Source organism: Pseudomonas sp. KBN10P06128 (assembly GCF_037574945.1).
Classification (GTDB): Bacteria; Pseudomonadota; Gammaproteobacteria; order Pseudomonadales; family Pseudomonadaceae; genus Pseudomonas; species Pseudomonas aeruginosa.
In genome coordinates this window covers 3,962,876-3,981,943 of sequence record NZ_JBBELR010000001.1, presented here as the reverse complement: position 1 = coordinate 3,981,943, position 19,068 = coordinate 3,962,876, and the positions used below count along the sequence as shown (strand labels likewise).

The following is a 19,068-nucleotide window of genomic DNA, read 5'->3' as shown; positions in this document are numbered from 1 at the left end:
CTCCCTTCAGGGAGAGGGCGCACTGAGGCACCTCGGAAGCAAATGCCCGAGCCTCGTTCGCCCTACGCCCCTTGGCAGGCGCTCACGCCGGCTGCGCCGCCTTGTTCTCGCGCGCGGTGACCTGCTGGCACAGCTCGATGATCTGTTCGCGCATCCAGCGGTTGGCCGGGTCCTGGTCGGTGCTCTCGTGCCAGTACAGGTGGGTTTCCAGCTTCGGCACGTCGCTCACCGGCAGCACCGCGTAGTGCAGGTCGTGGTGACGGGCGAAGCGTTCCGGCACGGTCATCGCCATGTCGGTCTGCTGGACCACCGTGGAGGCCATCAGGTAGTGCTGCGAGCGCAGCGCGATCTTGCGCTGGATGCCCATCTTGCCCAGCGCCAGGTCGATGTAGCCGAGGCCGCTGCGGCGGCTGGAAATATGGATGTGGGTCAGGCCCAGGTAATCGTCCAGGGCCAGCTTCGGCTTGCCCGCCAGTGGGTGGCCGCGGCGCATGGCGCAGACGTAGCGGTCCTCCATCAGCTTGACGTGGCGCACCTGGGGATCGGTGTTCAGCGGCGCGTCGACGGCGAAGTCGAGGCGGCCGGCGGCGAGTTCCTTGGTGGTCTCGCGGCGCTTGGCGAGGAAGCTCTCGATATGCACGTTCGGCGCCAGGCGGCGCAAGCGCTGGAACAGCGGGGGGAGGATGACCGCCTCGGTGAGGTCGGTCATGCTGATGCGGTAGGTCTTGTTCGCCTGCTGCGGATCGAAGCTGCGGCTCTCCTGCACCGAAACCCGCAGCAACTGCAGCGCGTTGCGCACCGGGCCGATGATGTTCTGCGCCATCGGGGTCGGCACCATGCCCTGGGCGGTGCGCACGAACAGCGGGTCGTTGAAGGTCTCGCGCAGGCGGGAAAGGGCGTTGGATACGGCTGGCTGGGTGATGCCGACGATCTGCCCGGCGCGGGTCAGGTTGGCTTCGGTATAGATCGCATCGAACACGATGAACAGGTTCAGGTCGACTTTGTTCAGGTTCATGGCACTGGCTCCGCGACTTTTCTTGTTATTGGGGGCTTGGATGACCCCCATATGGATCATGAATGTTCATGGACGGAAAAAATAGACTGGGCAAATCTTAAGCCCTGTTCCGGCATCGTTACCAGCGCCTTTGTCCGATGCCTCGCCTGCCAACCCGTCAGAAGGTATCCCCCATGGATTTCGCCTATTCCCCCAAGGTCCAGGAGCTGCGTGAACGTGTCAGCGCGTTCATGGAAGCGCATGTCTATCCCGCCGAGGCCGTGTTCGAGCGCCAGGTCGCCGAGGGCGACCGCTGGCAGCCGACGGCGATCATGGAAGAGCTGAAGGCCAAGGCCAAGGCCGAAGGGCTGTGGAACCTGTTCCTGCCCGAGTCCGAGTATGGTGCCGGGCTGGCCAACCACGAATACGCGCCGCTGGCGGAAATCATGGGCCGTTCGCTGATCGGGCCGGAACCCTTCAACTGCGCCGCGCCGGATACCGGCAACATGGAGGTGCTGGTGCGCTACGGCAGCGAGGAGCAGAAGCGCACCTGGCTGGAACCGCTGCTGAGCGGCGAGATCCGCTCGGCCTTCGCCATGACCGAACCGGGCGTGGCCTCGTCCGACGCCACCAATATGGAGGCGCGCGCCGAGCGCCAGGGCGACGACTGGGTGATCAACGGGCGCAAGTGGTGGACTTCCGGCGCCTGCGATCCGCGCTGCAAGATCCTGATCTTCATGGGCCTGACCAACCCGGACGCGCCGCGCCACCAGCAGCACTCGATGATCCTGGTACCGGTCGACACCCCCGGGGTGAAGATCCTCCGTCCGCTGCCGGTGTTCGGCTACGACGACGCGCCGCATGGCCATGCCGAAGTGCTGTTCGAGAACGTGCGGGTGCCCTACGAGAACGTCATCCTCGGCGAGGGCCGCGGTTTCGAGATCGCCCAGGGGCGCCTCGGCCCGGGCCGCATCCACCACTGCATGCGCTCCATCGGCATGGCCGAGCGCGCCCTCGAACTGATGTGCAAGCGCGCGGTCAGCCGTACCGCGTTCGGCAAGCCGCTGGCGCGCCTGGGCGGCAACATCGACCACATCGCCGACTCGCGGATGGAGATCAACATGGCGCGCCTGCTGACCCTGCAGGCCGCCTACATGATGGATACCGTGGGCAACAAGATCGCCCAGAGCGAAATCGCCCAGATCAAGGTGGTGGCGCCCAACGTGGCGTTGAAGGTGATCGACCGGGCGATCCAGATGCACGGTGGCGCCGGGGTTTCCAACGACTTCCCGCTGGCTTACTGGTACGCCATGCAGCGCACCCTGCGCCTGGCCGACGGTCCGGACGAGGTGCACCGCGCGGCGATCGGCAAGTTCGAGCTGGGCAAGTACGTGCCCAGGGAGATGCTGCGCAGCAGCCGCTGACGGCTGTGGTATAGGGGAAAGGCCCGCGGGTGCGGGCCTTTTTCATTCCGGGGAGTCTGCCCCTTTTTCCTCGGCGTTGCGTTCCAGCTGCCACGCGCGACGGCTGTGCAGCAGGGCGGCGAACTCGCGGGCCGCCCGCTCGTTGCGGAAGCAGATCCCACGCGTGCCGAGGCGGACCCGCCAGAAAGGTTCAGCGTGGGTGTCCAGACGTTCGATCCAGAGCGTGTTCGGCATTCGGTTCGGCCTTGTCCTCGACGGTGGCTTTCGGCGTGCGGGTCTTCAGCAGGGAGAGCAGGATACCGCCCGCCAGCAGGCCGAAGGTTACGCCAAGCGAGAGGCCGGCGGGAATCTTGCCGATCACACCGTGGAGCATGATCTTCGCACCGATGAACACCAGAACCAGGGCCAGGGCGTATTTCAGGTAGACGAAGCGGTGGATCATCGCCGCCAGCGAGAAGTACAGGGCGCGCAGGCCGAGGATGGCGAAGATGTTCGAGGTGTAGACGATGAACGGGTCCTGGGTGATGGCGAAGATCGCCGGCACGCTGTCCACCGCGAACACCAGGTCGGCCAGCTCGATCAGCACCAGGGCGAAGAACAGCGGGGTGGCGTAGCGCACCAGCTTGCCGCTGGCGTCCGGCAGGCGGACGAAGAAGTGATGCTCGTGCAGTTCCTTGGTCACCCGCATGTGCTTGCGCAGGAAGCGCAGCACCGGGTTGTGCTCCAGGTCGGGTTCTTCCTCGTGCTTGTTGAACAGCATCTTCACGCCGCTGAACAGCAGGAAGGCGCCGAACACGTACATGATCCAGTCGAATTCCTTCACCAGCGCGGCGCCCAGGCCGATCATGATCGCCCGCAGGACGATGGCGCCGAGGATGCCCCAGAACAGCACCTGGTGCTGGTAGCGGCGGGGGATGCCGAAGAAACTGAAGATCATCGCCATGACGAACACGTTGTCCATCGATAGCGACTGTTCGACCAGGAAGCCGGTGTAGTACTCCACCGCGCTGGTGGGGCCGAAGGCGTACCAGACCCAGCCGCCGAAGGCCAGGCCGCAGGCGAAGTAGCCGGCGGACAGCAGCAGGCTTTCGCGCACGCCGATTTCGTGGTGGTCGCGTTGCAGCACGCCGAGGTCGAGGACCAGGAGAACGATGACGATGGCCAGGAAGGCCAGCCAGAACCAGATAGCCGTACCGAGGAACGGTTCGGTGAGAAATGCATGCAGAGCTGCCATTGGGCCCCCTCGCTTCGAATTGTCGGATGGTCATGTGACTCCGACATGGCGGCAATTGCTTACCGTCAGAGGGGCCCGCAGTCACTCGGAAAAAATAAACCAGGCTCCGGGCGCCGGCAAAACGGCGAGGTTACAAAGTGCTACAGCGTTCAGTAGACCCAGACTTCCACCCGCCGGTTCTTCTGTCGGCCCAGTTCCTGGTCGTTGCTGGCGACCGGCAACTCGTCGCCGAAGCCGGCGATCTCGCGGAAACTCACGCCGCCGCGGGCCAGTTCGCGGCGCACGGCCATGGCGCGCAGACGCGAAAGCAGGACCGAACGCTCGGCGTCGGACTTGGGATCGCCGAAGCCCACCAGCACGGTGCGCTCCTGCAACTTCCGATTTTGCCGCAGGTAGTCCAGCAAACGCTGTACGTCGAGCAGTGCCTTGTTGTCGAGCAGCGCGCTGCCTTCCTGGAAGCGGAAGTTCACCGTCAGGCGCCGCGCCTGTTCCGCGAGCTTGCGGTATTCGGCGGGCATCTGCGGGCGCGGTGCGATCTGCACCGCCTGGATCTTCTGCGCGACGAAGCCGCTGCGGGTGACGATCGCCTGGCCACGCGGGCCCTGGGCGAAACGTACCAGGGCCTGGGCCCAGGGGTTCTTCTCGCCGGGCTTCAGGTAGAGGAACAGGCGGCGCGACAGCGGGTAGTCCTCGGTGGCGATCAGGCTTTCCTGGGGCGCCATCGGCAGCGATTCGCCGTCGGCGATGGCCAAGGCGCGGGCCCGGCCCACCGACGCGATGCCGACGAAGCCGATGGCGTGCGGATCGGCGCTCACCGCGGCCGCCAGCCGATCGTTGGATTCGAAGCGGCGGGCGTCGCTGGCCAGGCTCTTGCCGTGACTGGCCAGCACCAGTTCCTTGAAGGTGTCGTAGGTGCCGGACTGCTCGTCGCGAGCGTACAGGCGGATGGCGCCGCCCTTGCCGCCCAGTTCTTCCCAGGTACGCACCTCGCCGGCGAACACCGCCGCCAGTTGCGCGGTGTCCAGCGAGGCCAGCGGGTTGTCCGGATGCAGGATGATCGCCAGTCCGTCGATGGCGATCACCTGCTCGGCATATGGGCTGCGCAGGTCGCCGAAGCCGGCCAGGGCGCGAACTTCGCTGTCCTTGACGGGGCGCGAGGCCGCGGCGAGTTCGGCGTGGCGTTCGAGGAGGGCGGCGAAGCCGGTGCTCGAACCGTGGGCGGATAGCTCCACCCTCACCAGGCGGCCGTCGCGGCTCTTGCCGAGCAGATGGAGTTCGTTTTCCCGTTCTCCGGGGGTACGGCGGATATCCTCCAGGCCTTCCTCTTCCATCAGGCCCTCGACCAGGGCCGGCAGGAGCTTCGCGCCGATGGTGTTGGAACCCTGGATGCGCAGCGCCGGCGTGTCGTCCGAGGGGATCGGCAAGGGGGCGGCGAATACCGTCCAGGGGAAGGCGTAACAGAGGAATCCGAGGAAAACCAGGCTCAGGGTACGGCTCCAGAGGTCTTTGTCACTGGCGCGCTGGCGGTGTGGCATCGCGGGCATCGTCTTCTATGGGGGAAGGGAATTTGCCGGCGAGATTAAGTCAGACGGGTGACGCTAAGGTTACAGCGTTGGGGAATCATGGCCCTGCGCCATTGTCTCGGTCAGGAAGTCGAGAAACACTCGGGTCTTGCCGGCCAGTTGGCGTGATGGATAGACCGCGTGGATCGCCGTCTCGTCGGCCTTCCAGCCGGCCAGCAATTCAACCAGGCGGCCTTCGGCCAGTTCCGCCTGTACGTACAGCCGTGGGATCAGGCTCAAGCCGAAGCCGGCGAGCAGGGCATCGCGCACCGCCAGGCTGGAGGACACCCGGTAACGCCCGGCGATAGGCACCGCTATGCACTCGCGTTCCTTGCGGAAGGTCCAGCGGTCGGCATGGCCAGAGAGGCTGAAGCGGATGCACTCGTGTTCGCGCAGGGCCTCCGGCCGCAGCGGCTGGCCATGCTGACTGAGGTAGGCCGGCGCCGCGCAGAGCACGTGCTCCAAGACTAGCAGCGGGCGGGCGACCAGGCCGGAGTCCGCAACCCGGTCGCTACCGCGCAGGGCCAGGTCGATGCCTTCGGCGATCAGGTCCTGGCGGCCGTCCTGCAGGAGCAGTTCCAGGCGCAGGTCCGGATAACGCTGGAGAAAAGCCGGAATGGCCGGGGTCAGGCAGGTGAGGGCGAGGGTCAGCGGGGCGCTGACCCGCAGCAGGCCGCTGGGGCCCTGCTGCATCGAAGTGAGCGCGGCGTCGGCGGCCTCGAGATCGTCGAGGATGCGCTCCAGGCGCTGCCGGTAGACTTCGCCGGCCTCGGTCAGGCTCATGCTGCGGGTGGTGCGATTGATCAGGCGCACCTTGAGGTGCGCTTCCAGCTCGGCGACGTTCTTGCTCACGGCGGCCGGCGAGAGATTCATCTGCCGGGCCGCGGCGGCGAAGCCGCCATTCGCGGCCACGGCGCGGAAGACCTTGAGGGCGGTGAGGTGATCCACGAGGATAATTCACTGTCAGTAATCAATGAATCAGGGATTAAAGCATTATCAACCCGGGGTGTGCTGGCTAAAGTCTCGCCATAGTCCACGGTTCTAGAGGTGAATGACCATGCAACCCTTCGTCGTCGAACGTCTCGATCACATCGTCCTGCGGGTCCGCGACCTGGAACGCAGCATCGCGTTCTATCGCGATGTCCTCGGTTGCGTGGTGGTGAAGTGGCGCGACGACCTGGAGCTGGCCCATCTGCGCCTGGGCACGTCGATGCTCGACCTGGTCGCGGTGTCCGGGTCGCTCGGCCGGGAGGGCGGTGCGGCGCCGGGTGGGGAAGGGCGCAACGTCGATCATTTCTGCGTGCGCATCGAGCCGTTCGACGAGGCCGCGCTGATCGCCCATCTCGAGGGGTTCGGCCTGGTCCCGCAGGTTCCCGCGGAAATCCGCTTCGGTGCCGAGGGCGACGGCTGGTCGCTGTACTTCTTCGATCCGGATGGCAATCGAGTGGAGCTGAAGGGGCCGTGTGTGGACAATCCTGCCTGAGGGAAAGGTCGCGCGCCGGATAGGCGGGTGGCGTCGGCGAGATCGCCCAGGCCAGGCAGCGACTGCCTGAAGGCTCATCCGGGGATGAGCCTTTTCCTTAGGCTGGGTCTCAGGCCAGTTCCAGCCAGATCGGGGCGTGATCGGAGGGTTTCTCCATGCCGCGCAGGTCGTAGTCGATGCCGGCGTCCTTGAAGCGCGACTGCAGCACCCGGCTGGCCAGGATCACATCGATGCGCAGGCCGCGCTTGGGGGTGTCCTCGAAGCCACGGCTGCGGTAGTCGAACCAGCTGAAGCGGTCGTTCACCTCCGGATTCAGGGCCCGGAAGCTGTCGACCAGGCCCCAGTTCTTCAACGTAGCCAGCCATTCGCGCTCTTCCGGCAGGAAGCTGCACTTGCCGGTCTTCAGCCAGCGCTTGCGGTTTTCCTCGCCAATGCCGATGTCGCAGTCCTCCGGCGAGATATTGATGTCGCCCATCACCACCAGGGCCTGCTCGGGCTTGAAGCTGTTCTCCAGCAGCGACTGGAGATCGGCGTAGAAGCGCTGCTTGGCCGGGAACTTGGTCGGATGCTCGCGGTTCTCGCCTTGCGGGAAGTAACCGTTCATCACGGTGATCGGGTTGCCCTGGGCGTCGCTGAAGGTGCCCCAGATGAAGCGACGCTGGGACTCCTCGCCGTCGCTCGGGAAGCCGCGGTGCAGTTCCAGGGGCGCCTGGCGGGAGAGCAGGGCGACGCCGTAGTGGCCTTTCTGCCCGTGGTAGTGGACGTGGTAGCCGAGCGCCTCGATCTCGGCCTGGGGAAACTGGTCGTCGGCGACCTTGGTTTCCTGCAGCCCGATCACGTCGGGCTGGTGCCGCTCGATCAGCGCCGCCAGCTGGTGCGGCCGGGCGCGCAGACCGTTGATATTGAAAGAGACGATTTTCATGGTGGGCGTCCTGGCAAAAACAGGAATGCTAGCCCAGCCGGGGGATGCCTGGCGACCCTGGAGGCGCTGTGCTAGTGTCCGCCGGGTACCCGATGGCTGTGTGGCTTGGCGCTTTGCCGGCCCTGTGGTCTGCCGCGGACGGGGATGGCCAGGCCATCCGCTCGACCAATCGCCGTGGCGAAGCGTGCGTGTCGCTGCGCCGGCGGCCGACAAGGAATGCGTTCCATGCCTGATCAGGTCACCGATGTCCGTCTGCTCGACGACGGCTATAGCCGCGAAGTCCGCTCGCTTTTCTACCACGCCTACCGCCACGAACCGACCTTCGCCTACCTGATGGATGCGCAGCGCGCCGGCTACGACCAGCGCGTGCGTGCGTGCGTCCGGGAGATGGTCGAGCGCCATCTGGGCGAAGAGTTGCCGGCCATCGGCCTGTTCATCGACGATCGGCTGGTCGCGGCGGCCCTGATCACGCCGCCGCAGCGGCGCCTGGATATCACCGAGAGCTGGAGCTGGCGCCTGCGCATGCTGTTCAGCGTCGGCCTGGCCGCGACCCGGCGCTACCTGGATTACCACCGGGCGGTGCAGGCCTGCCTGCCGGTCGGCCCCCACCACCAGTTGCCGATGCTCGGCGTGCATCCCGAGTACCAGGGCAGGCAGATCGGCGAGCAGTTGCTGGCGGCCGTGCAGCGCTGGTGCGCCGAGGACTCCGCTTCGCAGGGGCTGGTCCTGGATACCGGCAATGCGCGCTACCTGGACTTCTACCAGCGGCACGGCTACCGCGAGATCGGCGAGGTGACGCTGGGAGCGGTGCGCGAGCACGTCCTCCTGCATCCTGGCGAGACGCCGGCGGCGACCTGAGCGTTCCCCCGGGCGCGCGAGAAAAGCCATGCCTGTCAGGCGCTTGGCGTCATAAAACCCGAATGTCAGGAGGTGGTCGGCGGCGTCCGCGCAAATCTGGACGCGCGCCACCCGCCTGCGTAGCATCCGCGCCATGAGACTGACTCAAGGATTGTTCCGGTTCCCGCTGGCCGGGCTGCTGTGCCTGAGTACGGCCGCCTTCGCGGAGAGCCAGCTTAGCGTGCGCGTCACCCCCGCCAATGCTGCCCTGAAGGCCAATATCGAGGCCTACGTGGGTAGCCTCGGCGAGCGGGACGAGGCGGCGTTGCAACGTTTCCGCCGCAATGCCGAGGCGCAGGCGGAAAAGGCGGCCCAGGCGCTCGGCTACTTCCAGGCGCAGATCGACAGCGAGGTGAAGGACGGCAAGCCGCCGAAGCTCACGCTCAAGGTAGTGCCCGGCGAGCCCGTGCGCCTGCGCCAGGTGAACATCCAGGTGCTCGGCGAGGCCGCCAGCCTGGAGAGCTTCCGCTTGCCGTCGGGCAAGCAGCTGAAACCGGGCGCGAAGCTGAACCAGGGTGTCTACGAGGACGCCAAGCGGCTGATCCAGAACCAGGCCTCGCGCTACGGCTTCTTCCAGGGCCGCTTCAGCACCCAGCGCCTGAGCATCGATCCGCGCGCCGGCATCGCCGACATCGACCTGGTCTACGACAGCGGCCAGCGCTACACCTTCGGCAAGGTGAGCTTCGACGGCGACTCGATCATCGAGGAAGAACTGTTGCGCCGCATGGTGCCGTTCAAGGCCGGCCAACCCTATGACTCCGAACTGATCGCCGAACTCAACCAGAACCTGCAATCCAGCGGCTACTTCGAGGGCGTGCGGGTCGACGCCGCGCCGACCCAGGCGCAGGCCGACGGCGCGCGCCAGGCGATCCCGGTAGCGGTCCGGCTGGAGGCGCGCAAGCCCCGGACCATGGGCGTCGGCCTCGGCTTCTCGACCGACGTCGGGGCGCGCGCGAGGTTCAACTGGACCCGCCATTGGGTGAATGCCGAAGGGCATAGCCTGGGATTCGAGTCGGAAATCTCCGCACCACGGCAGAACGTCGGCGCCTGGTACGAGATTCCCCTCGATCCGCCGCTCACCGACAAGCTGCGCTTCACCAGCGGCTACCAGTTCGAAGACCTGGTCGACACCGAGAGCAAGCTGCTGACCCTTGGCGGCGAATGGCACAGCAAGCAGCCCGATGGCTGGCAGCGGGTGGTTTCGCTGAACTGGATGCGCGAGGAGTACAAGCTGGGCGACGACTCCGGGCTGAGCAGCTTCCTGATGCCGGGGATCGGCTACTCGCTGCTGGAGACCGACAACAAGGTCGACCCCAGCCATGGCTACCGCCTGCAGTTCAACGTCAAGGGGGCGAAGGAAGGCCTGCTGGCCGACGCCGACGTACTCCATGTCGACGCCATGGCCAAGGGCCTGACCAGCTTCGCCGGCGGCCATCGCCTGCTCGGCCGCCTGCAGGTAGGCGGAATCGCCACCAACGACTACAAGTCGATCCCGCCCTCGCTGCGCTTCTTCGCCGGCGGTGACCAGAGCGTGCGCGGCTACGACTACCGGACGCTGTCGCCGGAGAATTCCGATGGCGACAAGATCGGCGGCCGCTACATGATCGCCGGCAGCGTCGAGTATCAATATCCGCTGGCCGAGCGCTGGCGCCTGGCGACCTTCGTCGACCAGGGCAACGCCTTCAACTCGCTGGACTTCCCGTCGATCAAGACCGGGGTCGGCTTCGGCGTGCGCTGGGTCTCGCCGGTCGGCCCGTTGCGCCTCGACCTGGCCCATGCGCTCGACGACGACGGCGGTTTCCGCCTGCACTTCTCCATGGGGCCAGAACTGTGAAGGCGCTGAAGATCACCTTGCTGGCCATAGTCGGGCTGCTCCTCGCGCTGCTCCTGGGACTCGCTGCGCTGCTCGGCACCCAGGCCGGCAGCGCCTGGCTGCTCGGCCGCGTGCCGGGCCTGCAGGTCAGCGGCTTCGAGGGTCGCCTCGGTGGCGCCTGGCAGGCACAGCGGCTGTCCTGGGCGCAGGACGGTACGCAACTGGTCGTCGAGCGGCCAGAACTGCGCTGGTCGCCGGCTTGCCTGGCGGGGCTGCGCCTGTGCCTGCAGCGGGTGGCCGCCGAGCGGGTCGCGCTGGACCTGCCGCCGAGCGGCGACAGCGCCGACAGCGGGCCGATCAGCCTGCCGACGCTGAAACTGCCGCTGAGCATCGAACTCGGCGAAGTGGCGGTCGGCAGCTTCCTGCTCGACGGCAACCAGCAGGTCGCCGAACTCAAGCTGGCGGCCCATTGGCTGGCCGACGGCCTGCACATCGACTCGCTGACGGCGCGGGGCTTCGGCCTGGACCTGGCGCTCCAGGGGCGCTTGCAGCCGAGCGGCGACTGGCCCTTGCAGGCCGAAGCCACGCTCGGCCTGCCCGCTCCCGAAGGCAAGCCGTGGAAGCTGGCCGTCCAGGTCGGCGGTGAGCTGCAGCAGGCGCTGACCCTGAAAGGCCGCAGCAGCGGTTACCTGGACGGCAGCCTGGAAGGACAGTTGCAGGCGCTGGCGGAAAACCTGCCGGCACGATTGCTGATCCGCGCCGACGGTTTCAAGGGTACGGCCGGACTACCGGACACCTTGACCCTGAATGCCATCCAGCTCGATGCCGGCGGCGATCTCAAGAGCGGTTACCTGATCCGCGGCGGCGCCAGCCTGCCGGGCGAGGGCGGGGCGGTGGCGTTGAGCCTGGACGGGCGGGTCGACGCCCAGGGCGCGGATATCCGCCAACTGCGCCTGGACGCTGGCGGCGAGCAGCGCCTGGAGCTGGTCGGACGCCTGGACTGGCGCGAAAGCCTGGCCGCCGACGCGACCCTGGACTGGAAGGACTTCCCCTGGCTGCGCCTGTATCCGCTGGAGGAGCCGCCGCCGGTGACGCTGAAGACCTTCAAGGCGGAAGTGCATTACCAGGACCAGCGCTACCTGGGCAATTTCAGCGCGGCGGCGAGCGGTCCGGCGGGCGACTTCACGCTGGCCAGCCCGGTGTCCGGCGACCTCGTCCAGCTCAACCTGCCGTCGTTGCAGCTCCGCGCCGGGCAAGGCCAGGCCGAGGGCCGGGTGACGTTGCGTTTCGACAATGGCGTGGCTTGGGATACCGCCCTGCAGCTCAGCGAACTGAACCCGGCGTACTGGGTCGCCGAGCTGCCGGGTTCACTGGCCGGTCCCTTGCGCAGCCAGGGAAGTGTTCGCGACGAGCGGCTGGCGTTGGGCGTGGATCTCGACGTCAAGGGCCGCCTGCGCGGCCAGCCGGCGCTATTCCAGGCGCGCGCCGAAGGCGAGGGGCAGCGCTGGACGCTGGGCAACCTCGACCTGCGCCTGGGGGATAACAAGGTGCAGGGCAGCGGGGCGCTCGACCAGCGCCTGCAAGGCCGCCTGGACATCGCCCTGAACCGTCTCGGCCAGCTTTGGCCGCAACTCTTCGGTCGCCTCGACGGACGCCTCGACCTGGCTGGCAGCCTCGCGGCGCCGCAAGGCAGGCTGAACCTCAAGGGACAGCAGATCGCCTACGCCGAGCAGCGCATCGCCGGCCTCGACCTGCAGGCGAACCTCGATGCCCGGCAGAACGGCACCCTGGCGCTGGTCGCTTCCGGCCTGCGCAGCGGCGAAACCGATCTCGGCCTGTTCAAGGCCAATGCCCGCGGCGACCAACGCCGCCAGCAACTGGAACTGGACCTGCAAGGTGCCTTGCTCAAGCTCGGCCTGGCCTTCGACGGGCAACTGGAGCGCGGCAACTGGCGCGGTCGCCTGGCGCGCGGCGAGTTGAGCAGCGGCGGCCAGGACTGGAAGCTACAGCAGCCGGCGCGCCTGGAGCGGTTGGCCGACGGCAAGGTCAATTTCGGCGCACATTGCTGGGTATCCGGCGCCGCCAGCCTCTGCGGCGGCGAGCAGCGCCTGCTGCCCGAGCCGCGGCTGCGCTACACCTTGCGCGACTTCCCGCTGGACAGCCTGAAGCAATGGTTCCCCGAGGATTTCGCCTGGCAGGGCAAGCTGAACGGCGACCTGCAACTGGACGTTCCGGCCCGCGGCCCGAGCGGCGTGGTCAGCCTGGACGCCGGCAGCGGTACGCTGCGCCTGCGCGACCAGGGCCAGTGGGTCGACGTCGGCTACGACAGCCTGCGCCTGGAGAGCCGGCTGGCGCCCAACCGCGTCGATACCTCCCTCGACTTCCGCGGACCGAAGCTCGGCGAGTTGCGGGTGCAGGCGCAGATCGACCCGCGCCCGGCGAGCAAGCCGCTGAGCGGCGAGTTCAGCCTGGCCGGCCTCGACCTGTCGGTGGCGCGCCCGTTCGTGCCGATGGTGGAGAAACTGCAAGGCAGGCTGAACGGCAGCGGCCGGCTGTCCGGCGGCCTGCTGGCGCCGCGGGTCGACGGACGGGTGACGCTGAGCGACGGCAACATCGGCGGCGGCGAGCTGCCGACCAGCTTCGAGAACCTTTCCCTCGACGCTCGCATCGCTGGCGAAAGCCTGGAACTCGGCGGCGGCTGGCGCAGCGGCAGGTACGGCCAGGGCAGCCTGTCCGGCAACCTGAGCTGGGGCGAGGCGCTGAACGTCGCCCTGAACATCCGTGGCAACCGCCTGCCGGTGGTGGTCGATCCCTATGCGCAACTGGAGGTGGAACCGGACCTGAAGATCGGCATGGCCGGCCAGGAGCTGGCGATCTCCGGCAAGGTCCTGGTGCCGCGTGGCGACATCACCATCCGCCAGTTGCCGCCATCCACGGTCAAGGTCTCCGACGACGCGGTGATCGTCGGCTCCGAGCAGCCCGAGCAGCAGCCGCTGAAGATGAAGATGGACATCGATGTCGAGGTCGGCCAGGACAAGCTGGCGTTCTCCGGCTTCGGCCTCAGCGCCGAACTGGCCGGCCACCTGCACATCGGCGACAACCTGGATACCCGCGGCGAGCTGAACCTGAACAAGGGCCGCTATCGTGCCTACGGCCAGCGCCTGACGATCCGTAGGGCGCGGCTGTTCTTCGCCGGACCGATCGACCAGCCGTACCTGGATATCGAGGCGATCCGCCGGGTCGACGATGTGGTCGCCGGCCTGCGCCTGACCGGCAGCGCCGAGCAGCCGACCAGCGCGGTATTCTCCGAACCGGCGATGAGCCAGGAGCAGGCGCTGTCCTACCTGGTGCTGGGGCGGCCGATGAGCACCGGCGAAGACAGCAACATGCTCGGCGAGGCGGCCCTGGCCCTGGGCCTGGCCGGTAGCGCACCGCTCACCGGGGAAATCGCCAAGCAGCTCGGCATCCAGGACTTCCAGCTGGACACCGAGGGCACCGGCAACAGCACCAGCGTGGTCGCCAGCGGGAATATCACCGACAAGCTCAGCCTGCGCTATGGTGTTGGAGTGTTCGAACCGGCAAATACCATCGCCTTGCGCTACCAGTTGACCAAACGCCTCTATCTCGAAGCGGCGAGCGGCCTGGCCAGTTCGCTGGACCTGTTCTTCAAGCGCGATTTCTGACGGATGCGCTGATACGGACCATGCGTAACGCATAAAAGTGTGTCACTTTTAGCGGCGCATCGACGTCGTAGAATGGAGCGGGCGCCGACCGCCAGGTCGGTGCCCGAAGCAACTCGGCACAAGGACTGGCTGACATGATTTCCGTCTATCAACTCAAACCGCGCTTTCAGAATCTTCTTCGTCCCGGCGTGCAGCGCCTCTACCAGCGCGGCATCACTGCCAACCAGGTGACCCTGGCGGCCTGCCTGCTGTCGCTGCTGGTCGGCGCGCTGGTCGCCGGTTTCGCCAGCCATCTCTGGCTGTTCGCCCTCGTTCCGCTGTGGATGTTCCTGCGCATGGCGCTGAACGCGGTGGACGGCATGCTCGCCCGCGAGTTCGGCCAGAAATCCGACCTGGGCGCCTACCTCAACGAACTCACCGACGTGATCGCCGACAGCGGCCTGTACCTGCCGTTCGCCCTGTTGCCGGGAGTCAATCCGCTGTGGGTGGTGCTGGTGGTGCTGCTGGCGGTGATCAGCGAATATGCCGGTGCGCTGGGCACCATGGTCGGCGCTTCGCGCCGCTACGACGGCCCGATGGGCAAGAGCGACCGGGCGCTGTGTTTCGGCGTGATCGGCGCCGGGGTGGCCAGCGGCCTGTTGCCGCTGGCCTGGATCGACTGGCTGATGTTGCTGATCGCGGCCCTGCTGCTGCTGACCATCGGCAACCGTGTGCGCCAGGGCCTGGCCGAGCTGGCCGCGAGTCGGCGGGGCCGCGACGAGCAGGCCTGAGCGGGAATGGGCGAGCACCATGGAGGTGGGCGCCCGCAGGAAGCAACCCCGCCGGGTTCCCGGCCGGGGCAACGACATAGGGACATCACATGCGCGACGTACAGGAATTGCGTTTCACCACCCACGACGGGGTAGAACTCTTCTACCGCCACTGGCCGGCCAGCCGCCCGGCGCCGGACGGCACGCGCCAGGCGGTGCTGCTGTTCCACCGCGGCCATGAGCACTCCGGGCGGATCGCCCACCTGGTCGACGAACTCGACCTGCCGGAACACGACTTCTTCGCCTGGGACGCCCGTGGCCACGGCCTCTCGCCAGGCGCCCGCGGCGACAGCCCGAGCTTCGCCACCAGCGTGCGCGACGTACAGACCTTCGTCGACCATATCCAGGCCGTCCACGGTATCGCCGAAGAGCGGATGGCGGTGGTGGCGCAGAGCGTCGGCGCGGTGCTGGTTTCCACCTGGGCCCACGACTACGCGCCGAAGGTACGCGCGCTGGTGCTGGCTTCGCCGGCGTTCCAGGTCAAGCTCTACGTGCCGTTCGCCCGCAGCGGGCTGAAACTGATGCGCCTGTGGCGCGGCAATTTCTTCGTCAACAGCTATGTCAAGGCACGCTTCCTCAGTCACGACCCGCAGCGGATCGCCTCCTACGACAGCGACCCGCTGATCGCCAAGGCGATCTCGGTGAACGTCCTGCTCGGTCTCTACGAAGCTGCCGAGCGGGTGGTAGCGGACGCACAGGCGATCCAGATTCCCACCCAACTGCTGATTTCCGGGGCCGACTTCGTCGTCCATCGTGCGCCGCAGGAGCGCTTCTTCGAGCGTCTCGGCAGCCTGCGCAAGGAAAAGCACATCCTGCCCGGCTTCTTCCACGACACCCTTGGCGAGCGCGATCGTCACCTGGCCGTCGCCCGTGCCCGGCGCTTCCTCCTCGAGGCATTCGCCACGGCACCTGAACGACCGAGCCTGCTCGATGCCGACCGCCTGGGTCATACCTGCGCCGAGGCCGAGGCACTGGCCGCGCCGTTGCCGAAGAACTCGCCGCGCGATCTCTACTGGCGCGCCACCCGTGCCGGCCTGCGCCTGGGCAGCCTGTGGTCGGACGGGGTCAAGCTGGGCTTCGACACCGGTTTCGATTCCGGCAGCACCCTCGACTATGTCTACCGCAACCAGCCCACCGGCAGCGGCCCGCTGGGTCGCCTGATCGACCGCAACTACCTGGACTCCATCGGCTGGCGCGGCATCCGCCAGCGCAAGCTGCACGCCGAGGAGCTGCTGCGCCTGGCCATGCAGCGGTTGCGCGAGGAGCAGCGCGAGGTGCGCATCGTCGACATCGCCGCCGGCCACGGCCGCTACATCCTCGAAGCCCTGCAAGGCGTCGAGCCGCTGCCGGAAAGCATCCTCCTGCGCGACTACAGCGAGATCAACGTGCGTGACGGCAGCGCCCTGATCGAAAGCAAGGGCCTCGCCGGCATCGCCCGCTTCGTCAAGGGCGACGCCTTCGATCGCGCCGACCTGGAGGCGCTGCAACCGAAGCCGAGCCTCGGGGTGGTTTCCGGGCTCTACGAGCTGTTCGCCGACAACCGCATGGTCGGCGACTCCCTCGCCGGCCTCGGCGAGGCGTTGGAGGAGGGCGGCTACCTGGTCTACACCGGACAGCCCTGGCACCCGCAGCTGGAACTGATCGCCCGCGCGCTGACCAGCCACCGCCAGGGCCAGGCCTGGGTGATGCGGCGCCGGACCCAGGCGGAAATGGACCAACTGGTGGCGGCCGCCGGCTTCCGCAAGATCACCCAGCGGGTCGACCAGTGGGGCATCTTCAGCGTATCGCTGGCGCAGAAGGTCGCCCGCTGATGGCGCCGCGCGAGCCGGGGGTACTGAAACGGGCGGTGCTCTGGCTGCTGTTCCTCGGCCCGTTCTTCTTCGCCAGCTATGGCCTGGCCAACTGGTTGACCAGCCAGCGCGGCGACGTCGGCAGCCTGGTCTTCGACTGGGAACGCGGGATGCCGCTGTGGCCCTGGACCATCCTGCCGTACTGGTCGATCGACCTGCTCTACGGCCTGTCGCTGTTGTTGCCGCGGGACAAGCGCGAGCTGGACACCCACTGCCTGCGCCTGCTCAGCGCCCAGGTGCTGTCGGTGACCTGCTTCCTGCTGTTCCCCCTGCGCTTCACCTTCGAACGGCCGGAACTGGGCGGCGTGTTCGGCTGGCTGTTCGACGTGCTGATGGGGTTCGACAAACCGTACAACCAGGCACCGTCGCTGCACATCGCCCTGCTGGTAGTGCTCTGGGTCTGCTACGCGCGCTACGCCAGCGGCGCCTGGCGCTGGCTGCTGCATGGCTGGTTCGCGCTGATCGGGCTGTCGGTGCTGACCACCTGGCAGCACCATTTCATCGACGTGCCCACCGGCGCGCTGGCCGGTTGGCTGTGCGTCTGGCTGTGGCCGCAGGCGCAGCCCGCGCCGTTCGCCCGCGCCAGCCTGAGCCGCGACCGGCAACGGCGGCGGCTGGCCGCTCGCTATGGCCTCGGCGCGCTGGCCTGCGCCGCCGTCGCCTTTGCCGTCGGCGGTGCGGCGTTGTGGCTGTGCTGGCCGGCGCTGGCGCTGGCGCTGGTGGCGCTGAACTACCTGCTGTTCGGCGCCGCCGGCTTCCAGAAGGGCAGCACTGGCCGCCTGAGCGCCGCCGTGCGCTGGCTGCTGGCGCCATATCTGCTTGGCGCGCGGATCAACGCCTGGCTCTGGACCCGTCGCCGGCCGCAGCCGGACGAGGTGCTGCCGGGCCTCTGGCTGGGGCGCCTGCCGTCGTCCGCGGAACTGGCCGACGGCCGCTTCCGCGCATTGCTCGACGCTACCGCCGAACTTTCCTGCGAGCCGCAGGGGCTGGCCTATCGCAGCCTGCCGTTGCTCGACCTGGTCGCGCCGGACGTCGGGGACTGCCGGCGCGCCGCCGCGCTGATCGACGAACTGCTGGCGCAAGGGCCGCTGCTGGTGGCCTGTGCCCTGGGCTATTCGCGCAGCGCCACGCTGGTCGCCGCCTGGCTGCTGCTCAGCGGCCGCGCGGCGGACGTCGAGTCGGCCGTGGCGGTGTTACGCCGGGCGCGACCGCAAGTGCTGCTGGGCGAGGCCCAGCGGCGGACCCTCGCGGCGCTGAGCGGGAGCGTGCCGGAGCCGTCGGCGGAACTGGGCGAGGTGCGCCATGCCTGAGCAATCCCTGGCCCTGGTGGCGGCGCTGCTGCGCCGTGGCCGCGAGATCGACCGGCTGTCCGCCGCACTGACCCTGCTGGCCATCGGGCTGGGCCTGTATCAGGCCGTGCAGGGCATCGGCTGGCGCTATTTCGCTGCGGCGATGCTGGCGATCGCCATGCTCGGCCTGTGGCAGAAGTACTGGGCGCTGCGAGTGGCCCTGGACGCCGAACTGTTCGAACGTTTCAGCCGCGCCGGCGACAGGCTGGAGGCGCAGACCCAAGACCTGGACCGGGCCCTGGCCGACCTCGGCCTGGCCCGCGCGGACGCCGCGGGGCGCACCTGGAACCAGCGCAGCCGCGGCGCCCTGCGCCTGCTACGCTGGCAGGCGCTGGCCTGTGGCGCCCAGTTCCTGCTGGCCTTGTCGTGCCTGTTGTCGATCCCTCTATTCAACGCTCAAACCTGAAGAGTCTTCCCATGCTCGAATCAGTCGTCGCCTATGGCATCATCGCCGGCGCCCGCGCCATCACCGGCTTGCGCAGCCTCTGGCTGGGCACTACGCCGATCCCCAAGCAACGCATCTATTACGCCAACCACAGTAGCCATGGCGACTTCGTCCTGCTCTGGGCCTCGTTGCCGCCGGAGGTGCGGCGGCGTACCCGGCCGGTGGCGGGCGCCGACTACTGGAACAAGGCCGGCCTGCGCAGCTACGTGATCAACAAGGTGTTCAACGGCGTGCTGGTCGACCGCCAGCGCAGCGATGCCAATGCCAATCCGCTCGAACCCCTCGACCGCGCCCTGGACGGCGGCGATTCGCTGATCATCTTCCCCGAGGGCACCCGCAACCTGGACGACGAGGTCAAGCTGTTGCCATTCAAGAGCGGTATCTACCACCTGTCCCTGGCCCACCCGGACGTCGAGCTGGTGCCGGTCTGGCTGGCCAACCTCAACCGGGTCATGCCCAAGGGCCGCATGCTGCCGTTGCCGCTGCTCTGCACCCTGAGCTTCGGCAAGCCGCTGGTCGCCACGGCGGAAGAAGGCAAGGAGGCGTTCCTCGAACGAGCGCGCATGGCCCTGCTGGACCTGGCGCCGGAAGAGGAGGCCTGAG

General features: G+C 67.7%; 15 protein-coding genes and 1 pseudogene. 10 read left to right on the top strand and 6 right to left on the bottom strand.

The window, feature by feature from the left end; all coding sequences use genetic code 11:
• Positions 1–82: 82 nt before the first annotated feature.
• Complete coding sequence (locus tag VQ065_RS18465) at positions 83–1,015, bottom strand: LysR family transcriptional regulator (RefSeq protein ID WP_003090000.1); 933 nt, start codon at positions 1,013–1,015, stop codon at positions 83–85.
• A 173-nt stretch (positions 1,016–1,188) separates the two neighbouring features.
• Here VQ065_RS18465 and VQ065_RS18460 point away from each other — a divergent pair, with 173 nt between their 5' ends.
• Positions 1,189–2,418: an acyl-CoA dehydrogenase gene (locus VQ065_RS18460; RefSeq protein ID WP_003089998.1), complete on the top strand. Its 1,230-nt coding sequence runs from the start codon at positions 1,189–1,191 to the stop codon at positions 2,416–2,418.
• Between the two features lie 42 nt (positions 2,419–2,460).
• Here the strand turns inward: VQ065_RS18460 and VQ065_RS18455 are convergent, their stop codons facing one another.
• The 4 genes and pseudogenes from VQ065_RS18455 to VQ065_RS18440 form a co-directional block, all read right to left on the bottom strand.
• Complete coding sequence (locus tag VQ065_RS18455; protein WP_003089995.1) at positions 2,461–2,652, bottom strand: hypothetical protein; 192 nt, start codon at positions 2,650–2,652, stop codon at positions 2,461–2,463.
• On the bottom strand, positions 2,609–3,652 hold the full coding sequence (locus tag VQ065_RS18450) for a TerC family protein (protein ID WP_003089993.1): 1,044 nt from the start codon (positions 3,650–3,652) through the stop codon (positions 2,609–2,611). Before VQ065_RS18450 ends, VQ065_RS18455 begins: the two co-directional genes overlap by 44 nt.
• Before the next feature lie 149 nt (positions 3,653–3,801).
• The gene (locus tag VQ065_RS18445) at positions 3,802–5,196 is read right to left on the bottom strand and encodes a substrate-binding domain-containing protein (RefSeq protein ID WP_003122636.1); all 1,395 of its coding nucleotides are present in this window, start codon (positions 5,194–5,196) and stop codon (positions 3,802–3,804) included.
• A 60-nt stretch (positions 5,197–5,256) separates the two neighbouring features.
• Positions 5,257–6,175 (bottom strand): annotated as a pseudogene (locus tag VQ065_RS18440) (LysR substrate-binding domain-containing protein).
• A 90-nt stretch (positions 6,176–6,265) separates the two neighbouring features.
• Here VQ065_RS18440 and VQ065_RS18435 point away from each other — a divergent pair.
• Positions 6,266–6,697, top strand: a complete 432-nt coding sequence (locus VQ065_RS18435; RefSeq protein WP_024946981.1) for a VOC family protein — start codon at positions 6,266–6,268, stop codon at positions 6,695–6,697.
• 109 nt (positions 6,698–6,806) lie between these two features.
• Here the strand turns inward: VQ065_RS18435 and xthA are convergent, their stop codons facing one another.
• Entirely contained in the window at positions 6,807–7,619 is an 813-nt protein-coding gene (xthA, locus tag VQ065_RS18430) for an exodeoxyribonuclease III (RefSeq protein WP_003089983.1), read from the bottom strand.
• Positions 7,620–7,763: 144 nt separating this feature from the next.
• Between xthA and VQ065_RS18425 the strand changes: the two genes are divergently transcribed.
• The 8 genes from VQ065_RS18425 to VQ065_RS18390 all read left to right on the top strand — a co-directional run bounded on the left by VQ065_RS18425 (position 7,764) and on the right by VQ065_RS18390 (position 19,067).
• The gene (locus tag VQ065_RS18425) at positions 7,764–8,477 is read left to right on the top strand and encodes a GNAT family N-acetyltransferase (RefSeq protein ID WP_003139068.1); all 714 of its coding nucleotides are present in this window, start codon (positions 7,764–7,766) and stop codon (positions 8,475–8,477) included.
• 133 nt (positions 8,478–8,610) lie between these two features.
• On the top strand, positions 8,611–10,350 hold the full coding sequence (locus VQ065_RS18420) for an autotransporter assembly complex protein TamA (RefSeq protein ID WP_003122638.1): 1,740 nt from the start codon (positions 8,611–8,613) through the stop codon (positions 10,348–10,350).
• Positions 10,347–14,012 carry a translocation/assembly module TamB domain-containing protein gene (locus VQ065_RS18415; protein WP_014603857.1) on the top strand — a complete coding sequence of 1,222 codons (3,666 nt, stop codon included), beginning with the start codon at positions 10,347–10,349 and terminating at the stop codon, positions 14,010–14,012. Before VQ065_RS18420 ends, VQ065_RS18415 begins: the two co-directional genes overlap by 4 nt.
• 134 nt (positions 14,013–14,146) lie before the next feature.
• Entirely contained in the window at positions 14,147–14,782 is a 636-nt protein-coding gene (locus VQ065_RS18410) for a CDP-alcohol phosphatidyltransferase family protein (RefSeq protein WP_003139074.1), read from the top strand.
• Between the two features lie 89 nt (positions 14,783–14,871).
• On the top strand, positions 14,872–16,632 hold the full coding sequence (locus VQ065_RS18405; protein WP_003089970.1) for a bifunctional alpha/beta hydrolase/class I SAM-dependent methyltransferase: 1,761 nt from the start codon (positions 14,872–14,874) through the stop codon (positions 16,630–16,632).
• On the top strand, positions 16,632–17,981 hold the full coding sequence (locus VQ065_RS18400) for a phosphatase PAP2/dual specificity phosphatase family protein (protein WP_009314145.1): 1,350 nt from the start codon (positions 16,632–16,634) through the stop codon (positions 17,979–17,981). Before VQ065_RS18405 ends, VQ065_RS18400 begins: the two co-directional genes overlap by 1 nt.
• Positions 17,974–18,426: a hypothetical protein gene (locus VQ065_RS18395; protein ID WP_003089966.1), complete on the top strand. Its 453-nt coding sequence runs from the start codon at positions 17,974–17,976 to the stop codon at positions 18,424–18,426. Before VQ065_RS18400 ends, VQ065_RS18395 begins: the two co-directional genes overlap by 8 nt.
• An 11-nt stretch (positions 18,427–18,437) precedes the next feature.
• The gene (locus tag VQ065_RS18390; protein ID WP_003089964.1) at positions 18,438–19,067 is read left to right on the top strand and encodes a lysophospholipid acyltransferase family protein; all 630 of its coding nucleotides are present in this window, start codon (positions 18,438–18,440) and stop codon (positions 19,065–19,067) included.
• The last annotated feature ends 1 nt before the right edge of the window (position 19,068 follow it).

Coding starts and splice junctions, on each gene's coding strand:
- VQ065_RS18460 (WP_003089998.1), top strand. CDS start 1,189: ATGGATTTCGCCTATTCCCCCAAGGTCCAGGAGCTGCGTGAACGTGTC.
- VQ065_RS18455 (WP_003089995.1), bottom strand. CDS start 2,652: ATGCCGAACACGCTCTGGATCGAACGTCTGGACACCCACGCTGAACCT.
- VQ065_RS18450 (WP_003089993.1), bottom strand. CDS start 3,652: ATGGCAGCTCTGCATGCATTTCTCACCGAACCGTTCCTCGGTACGGCT.
- VQ065_RS18405 (WP_003089970.1), top strand. CDS start 14,872: ATGCGCGACGTACAGGAATTGCGTTTCACCACCCACGACGGGGTAGAA.
- VQ065_RS18445 (WP_003122636.1), bottom strand. CDS start 5,196: ATGCCCGCGATGCCACACCGCCAGCGCGCCAGTGACAAAGACCTCTGG.
- VQ065_RS18400 (WP_009314145.1), top strand. CDS start 16,632: ATGGCGCCGCGCGAGCCGGGGGTACTGAAACGGGCGGTGCTCTGGCTG.
- VQ065_RS18435 (WP_024946981.1), top strand. CDS start 6,266: ATGACCATGCAACCCTTCGTCGTCGAACGTCTCGATCACATCGTCCTG.
- VQ065_RS18425 (WP_003139068.1), top strand. CDS start 7,764: ATGGCCAGGCCATCCGCTCGACCAATCGCCGTGGCGAAGCGTGCGTGT.
- VQ065_RS18410 (WP_003139074.1), top strand. CDS start 14,147: ATGATTTCCGTCTATCAACTCAAACCGCGCTTTCAGAATCTTCTTCGT.
- VQ065_RS18465 (WP_003090000.1), bottom strand. CDS start 1,015: ATGAACCTGAACAAAGTCGACCTGAACCTGTTCATCGTGTTCGATGCG.
- VQ065_RS18420 (WP_003122638.1), top strand. CDS start 8,611: ATGAGACTGACTCAAGGATTGTTCCGGTTCCCGCTGGCCGGGCTGCTG.
- VQ065_RS18395 (WP_003089966.1), top strand. CDS start 17,974: ATGCCTGAGCAATCCCTGGCCCTGGTGGCGGCGCTGCTGCGCCGTGGC.
- xthA (WP_003089983.1), bottom strand. CDS start 7,619: ATGAAAATCGTCTCTTTCAATATCAACGGTCTGCGCGCCCGGCCGCAC.
- VQ065_RS18390 (WP_003089964.1), top strand. CDS start 18,438: ATGCTCGAATCAGTCGTCGCCTATGGCATCATCGCCGGCGCCCGCGCC.